Source organism: Lysinibacillus sp. FSL M8-0355 (assembly GCF_038008985.1).
GTDB lineage: Bacteria > Bacillota > Bacilli > Bacillales_A > Planococcaceae > Lysinibacillus > Lysinibacillus fusiformis_D.
Window position 1 is genome coordinate 4,084,591 of the sequence record NZ_JBBPAI010000001.1, and the last position, 17,355, is coordinate 4,101,945.

The following is a 17,355-nucleotide window of genomic DNA, read 5'->3' on the forward strand; positions in this document are numbered from 1 at the left end:
AGTTGGCTGTATCCAACAAAAAAACACCTATTAGGTAAACTAATAGGTGTCACTAACAATCATCTGACTGCATATCAAGCTGGAACTTGTAACGATTTGTCCAGACATCGATGAAGTCGGGTGCAAATGGTCCTCTTTTTTGTTGAATCCAGCTTATTAATTTATCGACATTGCGCTTTAAAATTTTATCAATGACTTCAGGATAAGACATTTCCTTACGATGAAGCTCATATTCATCCTCATCTAAGAGGGTATAAGACATGTCAGGATAAACTTTAATGTCTAAATCATAGTCGATATATTTAATGGCATTATTATCGAAAACAAATGGTGAGCTTAGATTACAATAATAATACACACCGTCTTCACGTAGCATACAGATGATGTTAAACCAGTGTTCCGCATGAAAGTAACAAATAGAAGGCTCTCTCGTTAGCCATGTCCGACCATCGGATTCTGTCACAAGGGTCCGTTCATTCGCACCGATAACGATATTCTTTGTTCCTTTTAAAACCATCGTTTCTTGCCAAACACGGTGGATACGGCCATTGTGCTTATAACTATGTATTTGTATCGTTTCTCCTTCTACCGGTAATGCCATTTTGAAGCCCACCTTTTCGTCTATGCTACCTAAATCTAGCAGTCTCTAGTATATTATAGCAATGTGTACGCGAAAGGTGTAGTTAGAAAACCACAAATTTCACTACGCCATTTTGAATTAGTATAAAATTTAGTCAATTAAAGCGATTTTTATAAGCTTGTCAGCCTCAGTGGGATTATTTAATTAATTGCAACGCTATACCACTTTTAGAGGATTTTCTTAGCAATTAGAAAGGGGCTGTCTTTTTCATCTTTTCGGATTTTAGACAGCCCCTTAGAGGTAAATGCAGTTATGCAGTTACAAAGTGTTACTCACCTAAATCTTGGTTAGTTTTAGAGAAACGGCCTGAAGCTGGAGCTTTCTTTTGCTCTGCTTTTGCATTTTGCTTTTGCACTTCATTTACGTCCGTTTCATAACCAAACTCTTCACTTTGACGTTGCATGTTTTTATTCGGTTGGAAATTTTGGTTGTTTTGTTTTTTCATCCTTCATTCACCTCCACGCTAGTTATTGTGTACTGAGGTGATGACTTTTATGCTCATGAATTGATTATTTTAAGATGGATTTAATTTCCTGCGATTTACTTTTTGACTTCTTCCCAAATTTTTAGCATCGGGACAGGCATCGGCAAACGTTCTATTTGCTCTCGGCTTAGCCAGTCGCCCTGCGCAAAAGACTCACATTTCATATAATAGCTATTTATATGCCAAGTTAAATGTGAAAAAACATGTTTAAATGTAAGCAACTCATGTTCGGCATGAACATTTACTGTAAATTCTTTTTTAAAGTTTTCTACTGTAGATTGGCTTGTGTCAATCATCGGAAATTGCCATAGATTAGCAAGTAGACCTTTCTCAGGACGCTGCTGCATTAAAAATCGTCCGTTTTCATCTTCACATACAAGGACATCATATGTAAGGTGCTTCATTTTTATTTTTTTTGATTTGACAGGTAATTTGTCTGGTTCCCCTTCATTAAACGCCGTACAATATTCTCGTACTGGGCATAATAAACATTTGGGCGAGGTAGGTGTACAAATAAGCGCGCCGAGTTCCATTAAACCTTGGTTAAAAGAGGAAGCATGCTCAGGATCAATGAGTTTCTCCACCGCTACTTCGAAAACTTTCTTCGTTTTTGGCATAGCGATGTCATCATGTATATCAAGTACCCTACTTAAAACTCGCATAACATTACCGTCTACTGCATGTTCAGGCTTGTTGTAGGCAATACTTAAAATAGCACCTGCAGTATAGGGACCAACACCTTTTAATTTTGATATTTCGTGGCGATTGTCTGGTACTACGCCTCCGTAATTTTCTAAAACCTCACGAGCACCTGCTTGTAAGTTGCGAGCTCGAGAATAATACCCAAGACCTTCCCAATGCTTCAGTAAGTATTCTTGTGGTGCTTCTGCGAGCAAATCTAATGTTGGAAAACTTTCCATAAAACGATTGTAATAAGGAATAACTGTGTCGACACGTGTCTGCTGTAGCATCACTTCTGATACCCAAATTTTATAAGGGTCAGTTGTATGTCTCCACGGTAAGTCGCGTTTCTCAGCGTTAAACCAGTCGACTAAAGATTGTCGAAATTCTGTTACATATGGGTAATTCACAGTGACCTCCGTTGTTTTTACGATTTAATTTATGATGAAAAGGGTATACAATTAAGAAAAGAACATTCGGGTTTAGTCGACAAAAATCGTCTCCTTTGCTTGAATGTCATAAAATTTAATAGATCTTTTATTATTATTGAAATAAAGATGTATGCACATTGTACTCGATTTTACCGCATACTAGGAGTGGATATTTTTGGATTCAGGTACACATTTCGTTATGGGTATTGCCCTTGGCGGTCTTGCATTAGCCGACCCTGTAGTAGCCAATCATTCAATGACTTTTACAGCAGTAATGGCAGGGACAATTATTGGCTCACAAGCTCCAGATGTCGACACTGTGTTAAAGCTACGTAATAACGCTATCTATATTCGACATCATCGAGGAATTACACATTCACTACCAGCTGTGGCTATTTGGCCTATTTTAATTACAGTTGTTTTATCGCTTATTTTGCAAGACGTAAATGTGTTTCATTTATGGCTTTGGACCTTTTTAGCTGTTGGCCTTCATGTCTTTGTTGATATTTTTAACGCCTATGGTACGCAAGCAATTCGGCCATTCTCTAAAAAATGGGTAGCATTAGGTGTCATCAATACATTCGATCCAATTATCTTTTCCTTACATTGCCTCGGTATAGTGTTATGGGCATTTGGCACAAATCCAGTTTGGACATTTAGTATCATGTATATCGTAATTGTGATTTATTATATTTTACGATTTGCTGTTCAAAGAGCTGTAAAAAAAGCTGTGCATCATACCATTCAGGACGAGGAATATGTTATTGTAGCACCTACAATGCGCTTCTTCCACTGGCGAATCGCAGCCAAGTCTAAGACTCATTATTATGTTGGGCGTGCTTATGGAAGGACTGTTAATATTTACGATAAATTCGAAATCAAGCCTTTACCTAAAACTCCAGTTATAGATGCGGCAATGAAAGATTCTAATCTAGCTGCATTTGTGTCCTTCTCTCCAATGTACAGATGGGAAATTTCAGAACTTGAAAATGGCTTAACAGAAGTAAGGTTAATCGATTTACGTTATCGTAGTGATAATCGCTATCCTTTCGTAGCTGTTGCACATTTAAACGATGATTATGAAATTGTTACGTCTTATACAGGGTGGATTTTTACAGAAGATAAACTACAGAAAAAGCTACAAATTGGCGCAAGTAATTAAGCAGTAAACCCTGACCAATAGTGGTCAGGGTTTTATTATTGTAACATATCATCACTGGCATCTAAGAAATGAGCATATTTCGGATTGCGTCCTGCAAAAACATGTAATTTATCACCATAGCTTGCAATTAATTGACGCACAAGATTTTCTGTGTACTCTGCCCCACGATAAGCATATCCTGCTTTCGCAGCTGTTGATTCAAAATCACTCCATAATAATTCCACCCAAACTCGTGCCCGTCCAACAGACATTTGTGGATTTTTTGCTAGTAACTCTGCTGTTAATTTTTCAAGTTTTTCTTCCATTTACTTACCCGCCTTTACAGGGGATAATATCGATACAGGTAATGCCTCTTGGTACTTGTCCCCGCCTAAACGATGTCCCCAAGCAAAGCGACCCTTTAAATAATCTACTTGGAAAAACTCATTATCTGAACCATCAATACGATACATTTCTCCAGGAACAATCGTATCCAGATCTACTAAATACGCTGCTGCCATTAAAGCTTTGCGCTCATAAACAGCAAACTCATTGAGAATTCCTAGCTGTTCTGCCTTTCGAGCTTTCTCTTTTAGAAAAGCAATTTCTTCTCGCAGTTCGTGCTCGGTCATCGCAGCATAATTTTTTTCGTTCATTCTTCATTCTCCTTCTCTTCTATAAAACGATCTATTATTTCTATAGGAAAACCCTTTTGATAGAGCGCCTGTTTAACTTTCATCTTTAGCTCATAACCAGTATACTTCGATACATACTTTTTCCAAACTTTTTCGCCTTGAGTATTTAATAACTGCTGCCAGTTATCATCATCCTGCACTATCTCAACTTGGCTAAGCACCTCTTCCACGATCGGAAATGCATAACCTTTTCTTAAAAGAAAGTCCTGGATCTTGGTCTTTATTTGTGTTGGCGTTTTCTTATTCTGTGAGCGAATAATTTTCTCCGCTAACTGCATTGCCAGTTTTAATTGTTCCTCAAAACTATATGTAGCAAGCACTTCATCCTGCAAATTTTTCTCAATGCCCTTTTTAATAAGATCTTGTCTAATGGCTCTCGGCCCTTTTTTCATCGTAGCCTTCTTGGTATCAAGCAATGCCTTTGAATAGTTTTCATCATTGATAAAGCCATAAGACTTTAACTTCTGAATTGCCTCCAATATTACGGCTTCTCCAAAATCTAATGCGAGCAGTTTTTTCTTCACCTCATGCTCGCTTCGCATTTGATAAGAAAGAAAGTTTAACCCCTTATTAAAGGCCTTACGTATTTCATCCTCATAGGCAATCTCTTGGATTTCAAATTCATCAAGCACCTTTCCCTTTGTTAAACCGAATTGAATAAGTATGGCTTCATCAACTGGAAAAGCATATTCCTCATTTATATAGATATTATATCGTTCAGGATTGTTTTTTTGACGTGCAATTTTCGTAATTATACGCATAGCAAACACCTCACTATTGCATATTATAGCATTTCTTTTTTTAGGGAGCAGTGATCTGACAAGAGGGTTTTGCTTTCATTCGCGAGTATTCCTCTTCACTCCGCGAGTATTTCTCTTCACTCCGCAAGTATTTCTCTTCACTCCGCAAGTATTCCTCTTCCTTCCGCGAGTATTTACGCTTATTCTGGAATGCACTGAAGATGTTCGCTTTTGAGTTAAGTGTTAAACTTACTAGTAAGTGTTTTTATTCGATCAGAGAAGAGGTGCTTGTTATGAAAATCGTTATTGCAGGTGGCACTGGCTTTGTCGGGAGTGCACTCATAAAGCTATTACAGGATAATGGACATGATGTTTTTGTCTTAACACGTCATCACTCAAGACTAGAAAATGGTATTCACTATGTACAATGGCTACAGCAGCACGAGCAGCCTTTGCCTTTTTTAGAGGGTGCTGATGCCTTTGTTAATTTAGCAGGTGTTTCATTAAATGATGGGCGCTGGACGAAAAAACAGAAGAAGGCTATTTATTGGAGCCGAATGAATGCAACGCTTGAATTAGTGAAGATAATGGACTTGCTAACGTCAAAGCCTAAAGTTCTTATCAATGCTAGTGCCGTGGGGATTTATCCTACTTCTACAGAAGCTGTCTATCATGAGGATTTTATGGACTATGCCCATGATTTTTTGGGTACAACCGTCCATGATTGGGAACGACATGCGAAACGAGCAGAATCATTAGGGATTCGCGTGGCTTTTGCACGCTTTGGTGTCATCTTAGGCCGAAATAGCGGTGCACTACCACCTATGCTATTGCCCTATCAAATGTATATAGGTGGAACAATTGGTTCTGGTGAACAATGGCTCTCTTGGGTACATATTGATGATGTAGTACGCGCAATTTATTTCGCGATTATAAATGAAAATATTCGTGGTCCATTTAATGTAACAGCTCCAAATGCTATGCGAATGAAAGAGTTCGGACAAACAATCGCAGAAGTCATGGGCAGACGCCATTGGATGCCTGTCCCAAGTTTTGCGATGCGTTTAGCTCTTGGTGAACAAAGTTCGCTTGTTTTAGAAGGACAACATGTGCTGCCCACTGTTTTACAACAACATCATTTTACATTTAAATATCCTGTTTTAAAGCAAGCACTTGAAGATTTGCTAAAAGCTCAGAATTAGCAAAAATTAAGTTGGATAATTTTTTTATAAACTACGCATTCTAATGAAAAAGAAAGGATGCGTTTTTTATGTGGAAACAACATATTGTAGGTGCGGTAATTGCTACTTTTATTATTGCCGCAGGAATTAGTATTAATCCTTATTTCGCTGCTGGTTCTGATGAGCACCATTGGGGCTTTAAGCGTGCTAAAAATGGTGAGCAGGCGGAAGCAGGAGCGCAGCTTGATCAGCTACTTGACCAATATGGTGCGATTTACAAAGGAAAGCCAGATAAAAAAATTGCCTATTTAACATTTGATAATGGCTATGAAAACGGCTTTACTGAAAGTATTTTGGATACATTGAAAAAAGAAAATGTACCAGCAACTTTCTTTTTAACAGGGCATTATTTAGACAGTGCCAGCGATTTAGTGAAACGCATGGTGGAAGATGGTCATATTATTGGGAATCATTCATATGGTCATCCCAATATGGCGCGACTTTCTCCAGATGGAATGCGTGCGGAATGGCGGAAATTTGATGGGAAGTTACGTGAATTAACTGGAATCGATCGTACAACATATGCTCGGCCACCTGAAGGTTCTTTCAATGCAAAACTTTTAGAAGTCGGAAATGCTGAAGGTTATCGCCATATTTTCTGGTCTGTGGCTTTCAAGGATTGGATGAAGGATGAACGTCGTGGTGCGGATTATGCCTATAACGCACTTATGGAACAATTACATCCTGGTGCTGTTATTTTAATGCATACTGTAGCACAGGATAATGCCGAAGCTTTACCAATGTTTATTGCGGAAGCTAAAAAGCAGGGCTATACCTTCTTATCGCTTGACGATTTAGTATTGGAATATGAAGATTTTCCTGTCGCTTTGCAATCGCCTGCTCCTTCGTTATAATGGGGAGATGACATTATAGAGCAGGGACGTGGAATGTTTGACGCAGCAAACAACAATGACCGTGGGACAAAAATTCCCACTAACAATAAAAAGGCTTGGTATTAATGGTGAGGGTGTAGGGTTTTATAAACGTAATGTAGTTTTTGTAAAAGGAGCTATTCCCGGAGAAGAAATTACAGCTCAGGTGACAAAAACACAGCGTAATTTTGCTGAAGCAGAAGTTTTAGACATTCGTAAAGCTTCGAAGCATCGTCAGGAGGCACCTTGCCCAGTTTATAACGAATGTGGCGGCTGTCAGCTTCAACATATGACATATAATAAACAGCTAATTGAAAAGCGAGACATTGTCATTCAAGCATTAGAACGTTATGCCAAACCTTTAACTGAAACGATCGAAGTACGTAAAACACTTGGTATGGATAATCCTTGGCACTATCGTAATAAAAGCCAATTCCAAGTACGTAAAGAGGGTAAGCGTGTATACGCAGGTTTATTTGCTGAAGGAAGCAATAAGCTCTTGAATATTAATGATTGTCTCGTACAGCACCCAGTCACTTCTAAAATTACCGTAGCCACAAGAAAGATTTTGCAAAAACTAAATATCACTATATACGACGGTCGTACGCTAGATGGTTTAGTGCGTACGATTGTTGTACGTACAGGGATTCGTACTGGTGAGACACAAGTAGTTCTTGTCACAACACGAAAAGAAATCCCTCATTTAACTGAACTTATCACACGTATAAAAAAAATCGATCCGAGTATCGTATCGATAGCACAAAATATTAATCGTGAAAAAACATCATTAATATTTGGTGATGAAACCATTGTACTGGATGGCAAGGAAACGATTCATGAAGAGCTTGGTGAACTAGCCTTTGATTTATCAGCTCGTGCCTTTTTCCAGCTAAATCCAACGCAAACTGTTCATCTTTATGATGAAATAAAAAAGGCCGCTGCATTAACGGGGAAAGAAACAGTTGTTGACGCCTATTGCGGTGTTGGAACAATTGGACTATGGCTAGCAGATCAGGCGAAAGAAGTACGTGGGATGGATGTCATTCCAGAGAGCATTCAAGATGCGCGTAAAAATGCGCGCAACCATGGCTTCAAGCATACAAAATACGCAGTCGGCACAGCCGAAAGTGTCCTTGCCAAATGGCGCAAGGAAGGTTTTACTCCAGATGTCATTACAGTAGACCCACCACGAACTGGACTAGCACCAGAATTTATTCGAACAGTGCTTAAGCTAAAACCTAAGCGTTTTGTTTATACGTCCTGTAATCCATCCACTTTGGCGAAGGATTTACAACAATTATCAAAGCTTTATCATGTTGAGTATATCCAGCCTGTCGATATGTTCGCACAGACGGCACAGGTGGAATGCGTTTGCAGCATGGTTTTGAAACCTGAGTATCAGAAATAGTTTGGCGACTTTTTAGATGCAGTCTGTATATTACAGGCTGCATCTTTTTTACCTTGGTTTCCTTTTTATATGAATGAATGAATAAATAAAAAACACATCAAAATTAATTGATGTGTCAGACTGTAGACAAACTCAAAAAATTTGAAAGTTTGCCTACAGTCTGAGAGTAGCACATGCTACTCTTTCTCAATAAAAATATTCAATTCAAGCTTCTTCATAAGCATTTTTCATTCCGTGATATAAATTAATATCTTTAAAATCGTCTTTATTAATATGTAGTTGTACACTTACCTCATACAAAAAATAAAGCCATTCCGTATCATTTTCCTCAACAGCTTTAGCACAAGCATTTTCTATATATATACTATTCACATGACGTTCTAGACTCTTTATATAATCTAAGGCTTTTGATGCTCCTGGCCAATTCAAATCCTTAAATAATTCATATAACTTAGGCAAAGCCACTTTGTTATTTGGATAGCCGATAGATATGACGACATCGACTGCGTTCTCCCAACATTCTTTTGAATATTTTTGAAATATAAGTGGCAATAGTTCATTGGGAATTTGACAAAGAAATGCTTTTGCTTCGTTTTGAATTGTCTCTGGCAAATTCCAATTCAAATTATAGGAATAATAAATCACTAAATTATCTTTCATAAAAATGCATACCTTTCAAAGAAACATTGCTTATTCCCCTTTAAGTAGACAATATAAAAAAGACTGTAATTACAGTCTGAAAGGACATCTCAAAATAAATTGAGATGTCCTTTTTATGTAACGCACAGCACAGGCTGCCTGGTGGATGATGGACGGTCCAGAAAAGTCGATACCTTAACCAATACCCCAGGATTTAATAGATTTTTAAATGTTAAACTTTTAGCTTTTATCAAAAGAACTTTGACACGTAAGTTTTGATCTTTCACCTTTAACCTTTAAACCTTCATATCAGTTTAGTTGAAAGTTTCCTTTGAGTAAGACATGTTTGACGTTTTAACTCGCACACATGCCTTTAAGCGCGAGCGACTTTTCGTTTTCCATTTTCGCTAGACCATGCCTATTTATTTCGTTAAGCTTCCACTTCAATAAATGTCGTAGCATTTGATTCCGATAGGACAGCATCAACCTCTGATTCAAATTCTTCAATACGAGTGCTCAATGACTCAATTTGTTTTTTGACATTTAAAGGATCAATGATTTCATACTCATTTCTCTTCATAAATGTTTCAGTATGTAATTTGACTTCATCTGGAGACTGTTTATCTTTATTACCTAATATGTTAATTAAATAGGTTTCCAGTTTTGCAGGTAATGCATCATTTTCTTTGGCAACGGTATTAATGGTTGAACGATATTGATGCTGCATGATTTCTAGCAAATTCTTTTCATATTGAATAGATTGTTTCCGTTCGATTGCCTCTGCTACAGTCATTTCTTCCTTACCAACTATCACCTTTGTGCTAGCGTTAGACTGTACAACTAGAGCTTTTATTTTATTTCGATAGCTAATCAAGCCTACCACCTTATCATAGGACGCTTGCATTTGCTTTTCATATTCTTGAATGTCTACACCATTCATTTTACGATTACTTTTTCGATTAGCTACTACTGCACTAACCTCATTCGTCGCTGTCTCAATTCGTAGGTTCAGCATCTTTAATTCTGTTAAGGCACGATGAATAGATAGTTTTTTCATTTCAGTCATGATAAAACCTCCTTCTTAAGCAAGTGTTCTTTCATTATAAAGAGAAAGATGTATAAAGTCCAAAATTACCCATTTTATTTTTTATTGCTTTCATAAGAACATGCCTGTATAATACATTTCTAGGTGCCAAACCTATGTAACTTGGACGGAACATCCTTGTTACGCAAAAAAACGCCATAACAGCACGGATTTGCTGGGCGTTTTTTGTTTTTGAGCGGGAGATGAGCCCCGCTCTTTTTATTTTGCCATTAATGTTTGTTTATGCTTTTGGCGTCCAAATACAAGTAGCACCATAGCAACAGCTAGCAACAACATTGCTACAAGTAAAAGGAAGCTATAATTTTTTACATATTCTATATAAACGCCACCTAAAAAAGGCCCTGTTAAACTACCAATACTTAAAGCAATTCCACAAAGTAAATTTCCTGTAGGCAGTAACTCTTTTGGTGTTAGATCAGCCATGTATGTAATACCTAAAGAAAACATGGAGCCAACTAAAGTGCCTGTTAAGAAAAATGCTATAGCCACAGCTAATTGAGAGTGCTCTAAAAAGCTGGCGATTGCAAAAAGCATAGCGCCTCCAAACGAGCCTACCATCAAGATATTCCGTCTTCCTACTTTATCCCCTAATGCACCAAGTGGTACTTGTGTTAAAATCCCACCAAATGTAAAGACAGATAGAATAATAGGGATCATACCTACTTCGTAGCCTTTGCGTAAAGCATAAACTGGGAATAAAGCATTTAATGAAGACTCAAGGAATCCATAAACGAAAGGTCCTAAAAACGCCATCCATCCAAATAAAATAGCCATTTTGTAGCGTTGCCATCCTCTTGCATTTAAGTCGCCCGTTAGTCGCTCAGGTTTTTCATTTTGTAAGAAAAATACAAAAGACCATGCAAACAAGCACATGATGGATGATATGATAAACGGTAACGCTTCAGCAATCTCAATCAGCTTCACCATAAGTGGCCCTACGGCAAAGCCTATACTAAATGACAAGCCATAGATGGCCATTCCTTTTCCCAAACTTTTATGATCTGCTGTGCTTGTAATCCATGTTTGGGTCGCATAATGCAAGGCATGGTCCCCTACTCCAATGAGCAAACGAAGGACAAACCAGAAGGTCACACTTTTCCAGAAGGGAAATGCTAGCAAAGATGCAAAAACAAGTGCTCCTCCAACTAAAATAATTGGTTTGTAGCCCCATTTTCGTAAAGGCTGCTCGATAAATGGTGAGATTAATAGTGTTCCTATGTATAAGCCTGTTGCATTCAAGCCATTCAACGCCGAGGATACGCCATCCCGTTCAAATATGATCGAAATAAGCGGTAACAGCATCCCTTGTGAAAAGCCTGATATGGATACAATTAATACTAAAATGGTAAATCGTTTTTTGCTGTAATCTGAGAAGTATGTCATCTTTTCCTCCAATATCGTCATTCTTCCAAAGAACAGCATATCAAAAAGCCTTAGCGCTCACCACATGTGATTTTACGCTAAGGCCTAACTAATCCTTATATTCATTTAATTGTATAAACACGAAATTCGGCTTTTGATTATTACCGGATACTTGTTTAAACTCCCTCCTTTTCGAGTTAGCTTTGCAATGATACTTTTTCCAATCAGCTCCTTTACTTTATCTTAAAACAACTTTAACATACAACCTCAATATTGTAAATATTCTGCCTATTGATTTTTAAAATTAATCTCTTAGTCCTAGGTGTTTACCTAAACATTGAAATTTAAGCCCAAATCAGCTACCATAAAAGGGATGAAATGAGGTGTACGAATGTCAAAGCCAATCACTGATAAAAAACAGCAAGTAACCTACTTAAAAGAGCGTCTTGAAATTTTTTTAGAAGTATTAGATGCCCTTGATCCCGAAACTGCTGAATTAGAGGATATCGATCGCTTAATTCAAATGATGGATGATTTAGAAGATAAAATGGAGCAGTTTAATGCTCGTGAACAATAATGAGTCAAAAACAAGCGAGTATATTATATGCTCGCTTGTTTCATGTTGTTGAAAAAAGATAATGTCAAAGGCAGAAAAAGCAACTTTGCAAGGCGAGGGGTTGATTTCCGTTCCGCCAGCGTCCTTTCCAGGGGGCGTCCGCTGAGCCGCTTCACTCACTGCGTTTCGCTCCAGGGTCTCAGCTATGACGCTAAAATCCCCTAGGAGTGACGCTGGCTCCACTCCAATCAACCATTTGGCAAAAGTGCCTTTTCCTTCTCTTTCATACGAGCCGTCACGATCAAAATCGCTCCTTATTTGTCTGATGAGAGAAAGGCTAGCTTCTTATTTTCAACGTGAAGAAGTGGTGAGTGACAACCGCCCTCCATAAAGAGTAGTGAATACCTTCACTTTATTTGCCTTTGCTCAAAAGAAACATTTTTATGGATTGGAGTGGAAGGCTACTTGACTCCCGTGGGCTAGCGAGACAGGCGAGCCGCTAAACGGAGCGGTAGCGGAGGAAGTGGCTCGGCGCTCGCCCACAGGAAAGCAAGTAGCCTGCAACGGAAATCCTTTTTCACCTTTCACAAAAATTCTATAGATCATTTTGTTTTTTAGTGGCAGTCCCAATTATAAAGTACCTTGCTAAAATCTTTATTGTTTAGCTCTTCTGCTGTAATGAAGAAGTTGCCGACACCACAATCGCCCCAAAGGATATCATCACCTACACTATCAATCTGTAATAACATGATTGTAGAGTCCGTATAATCACCGTATGCTCGTGGATTTTCCTGTGTAAAGTACGGATACCCACCTATTTTATGTCCATCACCAGTCAAAGCATCATAGAAGGCATCTTCTAATGTATCATCATCCTCTATTGATGTTAAGATACTGGCGTACATGTCATTACTTCTAAAATCATCAATGGACAATGGTTCAAAACCTGCTTGAAAGGATAGTGCCATTTCACGCTCCACAGGAAAATACATCTCCTCATCCACTATTTTGACAAATGAAAAATCTTGAACGAGCTTTGTTTCATCATGCACGATCGATTCATGGAAGATAACACGAAATCCTTCTTGATTTTGTCCATTATCAAAATCCATTCCTAACACATCGTCATAACCATCAATATAAAACTGTAATATTCCCTCTTCTGGAAAATTCGCTAGATGCTTTGGTACTTCTGTAAAATTAATTTGAGCTAATAGCTTCAAAGGTTGTCCATTGTTATTTGTTGGATATTCCATCGACAGTGGAAAATAGGGATCCCCTGCAAACTTACTTTGAAATAAAGATGTTTTGCTTACCTTCGTATCAACCAATACAACAGGCTTCATCGTTTCTTCTATTAATGGTCTATATTTTTCAAATTCTTCCGGTAATTCAAGTAAAGTTTTAGCAGCCATTCAAATTCCTCCTAATTGTGGATTCACTTCTATTTTAGAACAAACGTTCTATTAAATCAACCCCTTCTCAAAATACTATGAAAACAAGCTTTAATTTAGGGCTCTCAGATAAGGACTCTTTTTTTCATTAGTTGAAAAGAGTATAATGTAACGTGGAAATAATCAATTTTTCTATGGGGGGCAATACCAATGAATCTACAAACTTTGGAGAAAAGTCTTTATGATTTAATTACTGAAACATCTACGAATTTACCTAAGGATGTACGTCGTGCTATTAAAAAAGCAAAAGAAGCTGAGAATGCTGGTACACGTGCTGCAATGAGTTTAGACACAATTGCAAATAATATTATTATGGCAGAAGATAATGTGTCACCAATTTGTCAGGATACAGGGCTACCAACTTTCAAAATCTATACACCTGTTGGCGTAAACCAATTAGAAATTAAAGCTGCAATCAAAAAAGCAATCAATGATACAACAGCAGATGCTAAATTACGTCCAAACGCGGTAGATTCTTTAACTGGTGCAAACAGTGGGAATAACCTTGGTGATGGTTTACCAGTTATGAAATTCGAACAATGGGAAAAAGATTACATTACAATTAAATTAATTCTAAAAGGCGGCGGCTGTGAAAATAAAAACATTCAGTACAGCTTACCATGCGAATTAGAAGGTCTTGGTCGTGCAGGTCGTGACTTAGACGGTATTCGTAAATGTATTTTACACTCTGTCTACCAAGCACAAGGTCAGGGCTGTTCAGCTGGTTTCATCGGTGTAGGCATTGGTGGAGATCGTTCTTCTGGCTACGATTTAGCAAAAGAACAATTATTCCGCCATGTTGAAGATACAAACCCAAATTCAGATCTTGCAAAATTAGAAGAGTATGTTGTCAAAACAGCTAATACATTTGGTATTGGTACAATGGGCTTCGGTGGTGAAGCAACATTACTAGGCTGTAAAATTGGAGTGATGCACCGTATCCCTGCTTCCTTCTATGTATCTGTAGCTTATAACTGCTGGGCTTACCGTCGTATGGCTGTGGACATCGATCCACAAACAGGTGAAATTATGAATTGGCACTACCAAGAAGGTGAAAAAATCACGTTCAAAGAAGATGAAGTAGCTGCTACAACAGAAGATACAACTACAAATCTAGTAGAGCTTACTGCACCAATTACGGAAGAACAAATTCGCTCACTAAAAGTGGGAGATGTCGTTTCTATTACTGGTCGTATGTATACTGGCCGTGACGCTATCCACCACCATTTAATGAGCCACGATGCACCAGTGGACTTAAATGGACAAGTTATTTATCACTGCGGACCTGTAATGGCAAAAGATGAGGAAGGCCACTGGACAGTAAAAGCAGCTGGACCAACTACTTCTATTCGTGAGGAGCCTTACCAAGGTGATATTATGAAAAAATTCGGTATCCGTGCTGTGATTGGTAAAGGTGGAATGGGACCAAAAACATTAAAAGCTCTAAATGAACATGGTGGCGTTTACTTAAATGCAATCGGTGGAGCAGCCCAATACTATGCAGACTGCATTAAAGGTGTTGACGGCGTTGATTTAATGGAATTTGGTATTCCAGAAGCTATGTGGCACTTAAATGTAGAAAACTTTACAGCAGTTGTAACAATGGACTCACATGGTAACTCTCTACATGCAGATGTCGATAAATCATCATTAGATAAACTTGCTTTGCATGCAGAAAGAGTTTTCTAATTAAATAAACGGTAGTAGTCATCCATTTGATTGCACCATTTTGTAAGGCACAGAATATTCCTAGTGAATAGACTGTGCTTTTTTTATTTAAAATCCCCTATCATCATCACCCTATGGTCAAAGTAAATATCCTTCAAACTTCCTACTTTATTTTTATAAATTCCTTTGTTATAATAATTCTAAATAAAAGAGATGGTAATTGAAATCCATTTTCAATTAAAAACTTTAGTAAATATTAATTTATAAAGGTTTTGATATTGATTTTCATTATCAGGAGGGATATAGATGGAATACTCTAATCGAGAAAATATAAATTTAATTGAGAAAACAAAAGAACATGCTGAATTGATCGCTGCATTGATGGCGGGCATTTTCATCTTACTTGCATGGCGTTTAGATACGAGCGGACAAACAACTGCTTCAGTTCTACTATATTTAATTGCATTTTTTGTAGGTGGATTCGCAAAAGCAAAAGAGGGCATTGAAGAAACGATTGAAGATCGAAAATTAAATGTAGAGCTATTGATGGTATTAGCCGCCATTGGTTCTGCAGCAATCGGCTATTGGACAGAGGGAGCTATTCTTATTTTCATTTTCGCAGTAAGTGGTGCACTTGAAACATATGCAATGAATAAAAGTCATCGTGAAATATCAGCACTTATGAATTTACAGCCAGAAGAAGCTTGGTTAGTGCGTGGCGGATTTGAACCTATGAAAGTGTCTGTGTCCACGTTAAATATCGGCGATCATTTATTAATTAAACCAGGTGAACGCATTCCAGCAGATGGTATTATTTTCAAAGGACAGTCTTCTATTGATGAATCGGCTATTAGTGGCGAGCCGCTGCCTGTCTCAAAAATCGAAGGTGACGAAGTATTTGCAGGCACAGTAAATTTAAATGGTGCTATTACAATGGAAATGACCAAAGCAAATTCAGAAACACTTTTCCAAAAAATTATACAACTTGTCCAAAGTGCGCAAAGTGAAAAATCTCCCTCACAACAATTCATCGAAAAATTTGAGGGGTCTTATGTAAAATTTGTGTTATTAGGTGTTGCCTTAATGATGTTCCTTCCCCACTTTTTACTCGGCTGGGATTGGACAACGACATTTTATCGAGCAATGGTGTTATTGGTGGTTGCATCCCCTTGTGCACTCGTAGCATCAATTATGCCTGCAACACTAGCAGCCATCTCAAATGGTGCAAAAAATGGTGTGCTTTTTAAAGGCGGCTTACATTTAGAGCATCTCAGTGTTTTACGTGCTTTAGCTGTCGATAAAACAGGTACTTTAACACAGGGTAAACCAGTTGTTACAGATTTTATTGTCCGAGAAGGCGTAGATCGTAATCTAGCTTTAGCAAAGCTTGCAGGGATTGAATCGCAATCCAATCACCCACTAGCTCAAGCCATTACCACATACGCTAAAGCAGAAGGAATTAACACATTACCACAGGCAACAATCGAGGATATTCCTGGTTGGGGTATAAAAGGGACGATCCACAATGAGGAGTATCAAGTAGGGAAACCTGAGTTTGTTGGTACTCAGCTTGCCAATGACTTTGCAAATAGTGCAGCTACAAAACTTGCCGCAGAAGGGAAAACAGTTATTTTTATTCGGGATCAGCATGGTATTGTTGCCTTAACAGCTCTAAAAGATACTGTACGCAGCGAAGCTAAAAAGGCTGTAGCTCTATTAAAAGATCTCGGTATTCAAGTAGTAATGCTCACAGGTGACAATGAAAAAACAGCCAAAGTCATTGCAAAGGAAGCTGGCGTTACCGAATATGTAGCAGAATGTCTACCTGAAACAAAAGTTACTGAAATGAAACGCCTACTTACACAACATCAATTTGTTGGAATGGTCGGCGACGGTATTAACGATGCCCCTGCATTAGCTACGGCAACTACTGGCATTGCGATGGGTGAAGGAACAGACGTTGCATTAGAAACAGCGGATGTTGTGTTAATGAAAAATGATTTATCCAAAATTGCTTATGCTGTGCGCCTATCTCGTAAAATGCAGCGTATTGTAAAACAAAATATCTTCTTCTCTATCGGTGTTATTGTTTTATTAATCGCCTCTAACTTTTTACAAGTAGTCGACCTACCTTTAGGTGTAATCGGACATGAAGGTAGTACAATTCTAGTTATTTTAAACGGTTTACGCATGCTCAATAAAAATATCTAATGACAAAGCCTCGCCTTTCTCATAAAG

Annotated in this window: 17 protein-coding genes; 7 read left to right on the top strand and 10 right to left on the bottom strand. The window is 38.0% G+C overall.

Annotated elements, in window-relative coordinates:
• Window positions 1–52: 52 nt before the first annotated feature.
• The 3 genes from ntdP to mutY form a co-directional block, all read right to left on the bottom strand.
• Window positions 53–601, bottom strand: coding sequence for a nucleoside tri-diphosphate phosphatase (ntdP, locus tag MKY46_RS19990; protein ID WP_036122234.1), 549 nt, complete (start codon window positions 599–601; stop codon window positions 53–55).
• A 307-nt stretch (window positions 602–908) separates the two neighbouring features.
• A complete protein-coding gene (locus tag MKY46_RS19995; protein ID WP_008173504.1) occupies window positions 909–1,085 on the bottom strand; it encodes a gamma-type small acid-soluble spore protein in 177 nt (58 codons plus the stop codon).
• A gap of 95 nt (window positions 1,086–1,180) precedes the next feature.
• Window positions 1,181–2,215 (bottom strand): A/G-specific adenine glycosylase, encoded by a 1,035-nt coding sequence (mutY, locus tag MKY46_RS20000; RefSeq protein WP_036122236.1) that lies wholly within the window; start codon window positions 2,213–2,215, stop codon window positions 1,181–1,183.
• Window positions 2,216–2,411: 196 nt separating this feature from the next.
• Between mutY and MKY46_RS20005 the strand changes: the two genes are divergently transcribed.
• Entirely contained in the window at window positions 2,412–3,398 is a 987-nt protein-coding gene (locus MKY46_RS20005) for a metal-dependent hydrolase (RefSeq protein ID WP_036122239.1), read from the top strand.
• 35 nt (window positions 3,399–3,433) lie between these two features.
• Here the strand turns inward: MKY46_RS20005 and MKY46_RS20010 are convergent, their stop codons facing one another.
• Genes MKY46_RS20010 through recX form a run of 3 tightly spaced genes read right to left on the bottom strand, consistent with a single transcriptional unit; the run spans window position 3,434 to window position 4,833 of the window.
• Window positions 3,434–3,703: a YfhJ family protein gene (locus MKY46_RS20010; RefSeq protein WP_036122243.1), complete on the bottom strand. Its 270-nt coding sequence runs from the start codon at window positions 3,701–3,703 to the stop codon at window positions 3,434–3,436.
• Entirely contained in the window at window positions 3,704–4,033 is a 330-nt protein-coding gene (locus MKY46_RS20015; RefSeq protein WP_036122247.1) for a YfhH family protein, read from the bottom strand.
• A complete protein-coding gene (gene recX, locus MKY46_RS20020) occupies window positions 4,030–4,833 on the bottom strand; it encodes a recombination regulator RecX (RefSeq protein WP_036122249.1) in 804 nt (267 codons plus the stop codon). Before recX ends, MKY46_RS20015 begins: the two co-directional genes overlap by 4 nt.
• Window positions 4,834–5,105: 272 nt before the next feature.
• Between recX and MKY46_RS20025 the strand changes: the two genes are divergently transcribed.
• The 3 genes from MKY46_RS20025 (at window position 5,106) to rlmD (ending at window position 8,333) form a co-directional block, all read left to right on the top strand.
• The gene (locus tag MKY46_RS20025) at window positions 5,106–6,014 is read left to right on the top strand and encodes a TIGR01777 family oxidoreductase (protein WP_089934587.1); all 909 of its coding nucleotides are present in this window, start codon (window positions 5,106–5,108) and stop codon (window positions 6,012–6,014) included.
• 68 nt (window positions 6,015–6,082) lie between these two features.
• Complete coding sequence (locus MKY46_RS20030; protein ID WP_036122253.1) at window positions 6,083–6,907, top strand: polysaccharide deacetylase family protein; 825 nt, start codon at window positions 6,083–6,085, stop codon at window positions 6,905–6,907.
• A gap of 37 nt (window positions 6,908–6,944) precedes the next feature.
• Entirely contained in the window at window positions 6,945–8,333 is a 1,389-nt protein-coding gene (gene rlmD / locus MKY46_RS20035; RefSeq protein ID WP_089934589.1) for a 23S rRNA (uracil(1939)-C(5))-methyltransferase RlmD, read from the top strand.
• 204 nt (window positions 8,334–8,537) lie between these two features.
• Here the strand turns inward: rlmD and MKY46_RS20040 are convergent, their stop codons facing one another.
• The 3 genes from MKY46_RS20040 to MKY46_RS20050 all read right to left on the bottom strand — a co-directional run bounded on the left by MKY46_RS20040 (window position 8,538) and on the right by MKY46_RS20050 (window position 11,460).
• Window positions 8,538–8,993, bottom strand: a complete 456-nt coding sequence (locus MKY46_RS20040) for a hypothetical protein (RefSeq protein WP_271910993.1) — start codon at window positions 8,991–8,993, stop codon at window positions 8,538–8,540.
• A gap of 409 nt (window positions 8,994–9,402) precedes the next feature.
• Window positions 9,403–10,038: a hypothetical protein gene (locus MKY46_RS20045; RefSeq protein WP_036122261.1), complete on the bottom strand. Its 636-nt coding sequence runs from the start codon at window positions 10,036–10,038 to the stop codon at window positions 9,403–9,405.
• A gap of 237 nt (window positions 10,039–10,275) precedes the next feature.
• Complete coding sequence (locus MKY46_RS20050; RefSeq protein ID WP_036123066.1) at window positions 10,276–11,460, bottom strand: MFS transporter; 1,185 nt, start codon at window positions 11,458–11,460, stop codon at window positions 10,276–10,278.
• A gap of 370 nt (window positions 11,461–11,830) precedes the next feature.
• On the opposite strand from MKY46_RS20050, the gene MKY46_RS20055 reads away from it, so the two are divergent.
• On the top strand, window positions 11,831–12,016 hold the full coding sequence (locus MKY46_RS20055) for an SE1561 family protein (protein WP_036123069.1): 186 nt from the start codon (window positions 11,831–11,833) through the stop codon (window positions 12,014–12,016).
• Window positions 12,017–12,609: 593 nt separating this feature from the next.
• Here MKY46_RS20055 and MKY46_RS20060 read toward each other — a convergent pair.
• The gene (locus MKY46_RS20060) at window positions 12,610–13,410 is read right to left on the bottom strand and encodes a YwqG family protein (RefSeq protein WP_340835209.1); all 801 of its coding nucleotides are present in this window, start codon (window positions 13,408–13,410) and stop codon (window positions 12,610–12,612) included.
• A 189-nt stretch (window positions 13,411–13,599) separates the two neighbouring features.
• Here MKY46_RS20060 and MKY46_RS20065 point away from each other — a divergent pair, with 189 nt between their 5' ends.
• Together MKY46_RS20065 and MKY46_RS20070 are read left to right on the top strand one after the other, a co-directional pair.
• On the top strand, window positions 13,600–15,138 hold the full coding sequence (locus MKY46_RS20065; RefSeq protein WP_036123075.1) for a fumarate hydratase: 1,539 nt from the start codon (window positions 13,600–13,602) through the stop codon (window positions 15,136–15,138).
• 285 nt (window positions 15,139–15,423) lie between these two features.
• Window positions 15,424–17,328 carry a heavy metal translocating P-type ATPase gene (locus tag MKY46_RS20070; protein ID WP_089934593.1) on the top strand — a complete coding sequence of 635 codons (1,905 nt, stop codon included), beginning with the start codon at window positions 15,424–15,426 and terminating at the stop codon, window positions 17,326–17,328.
• Window positions 17,329–17,355 lie beyond the last annotated feature (27 nt).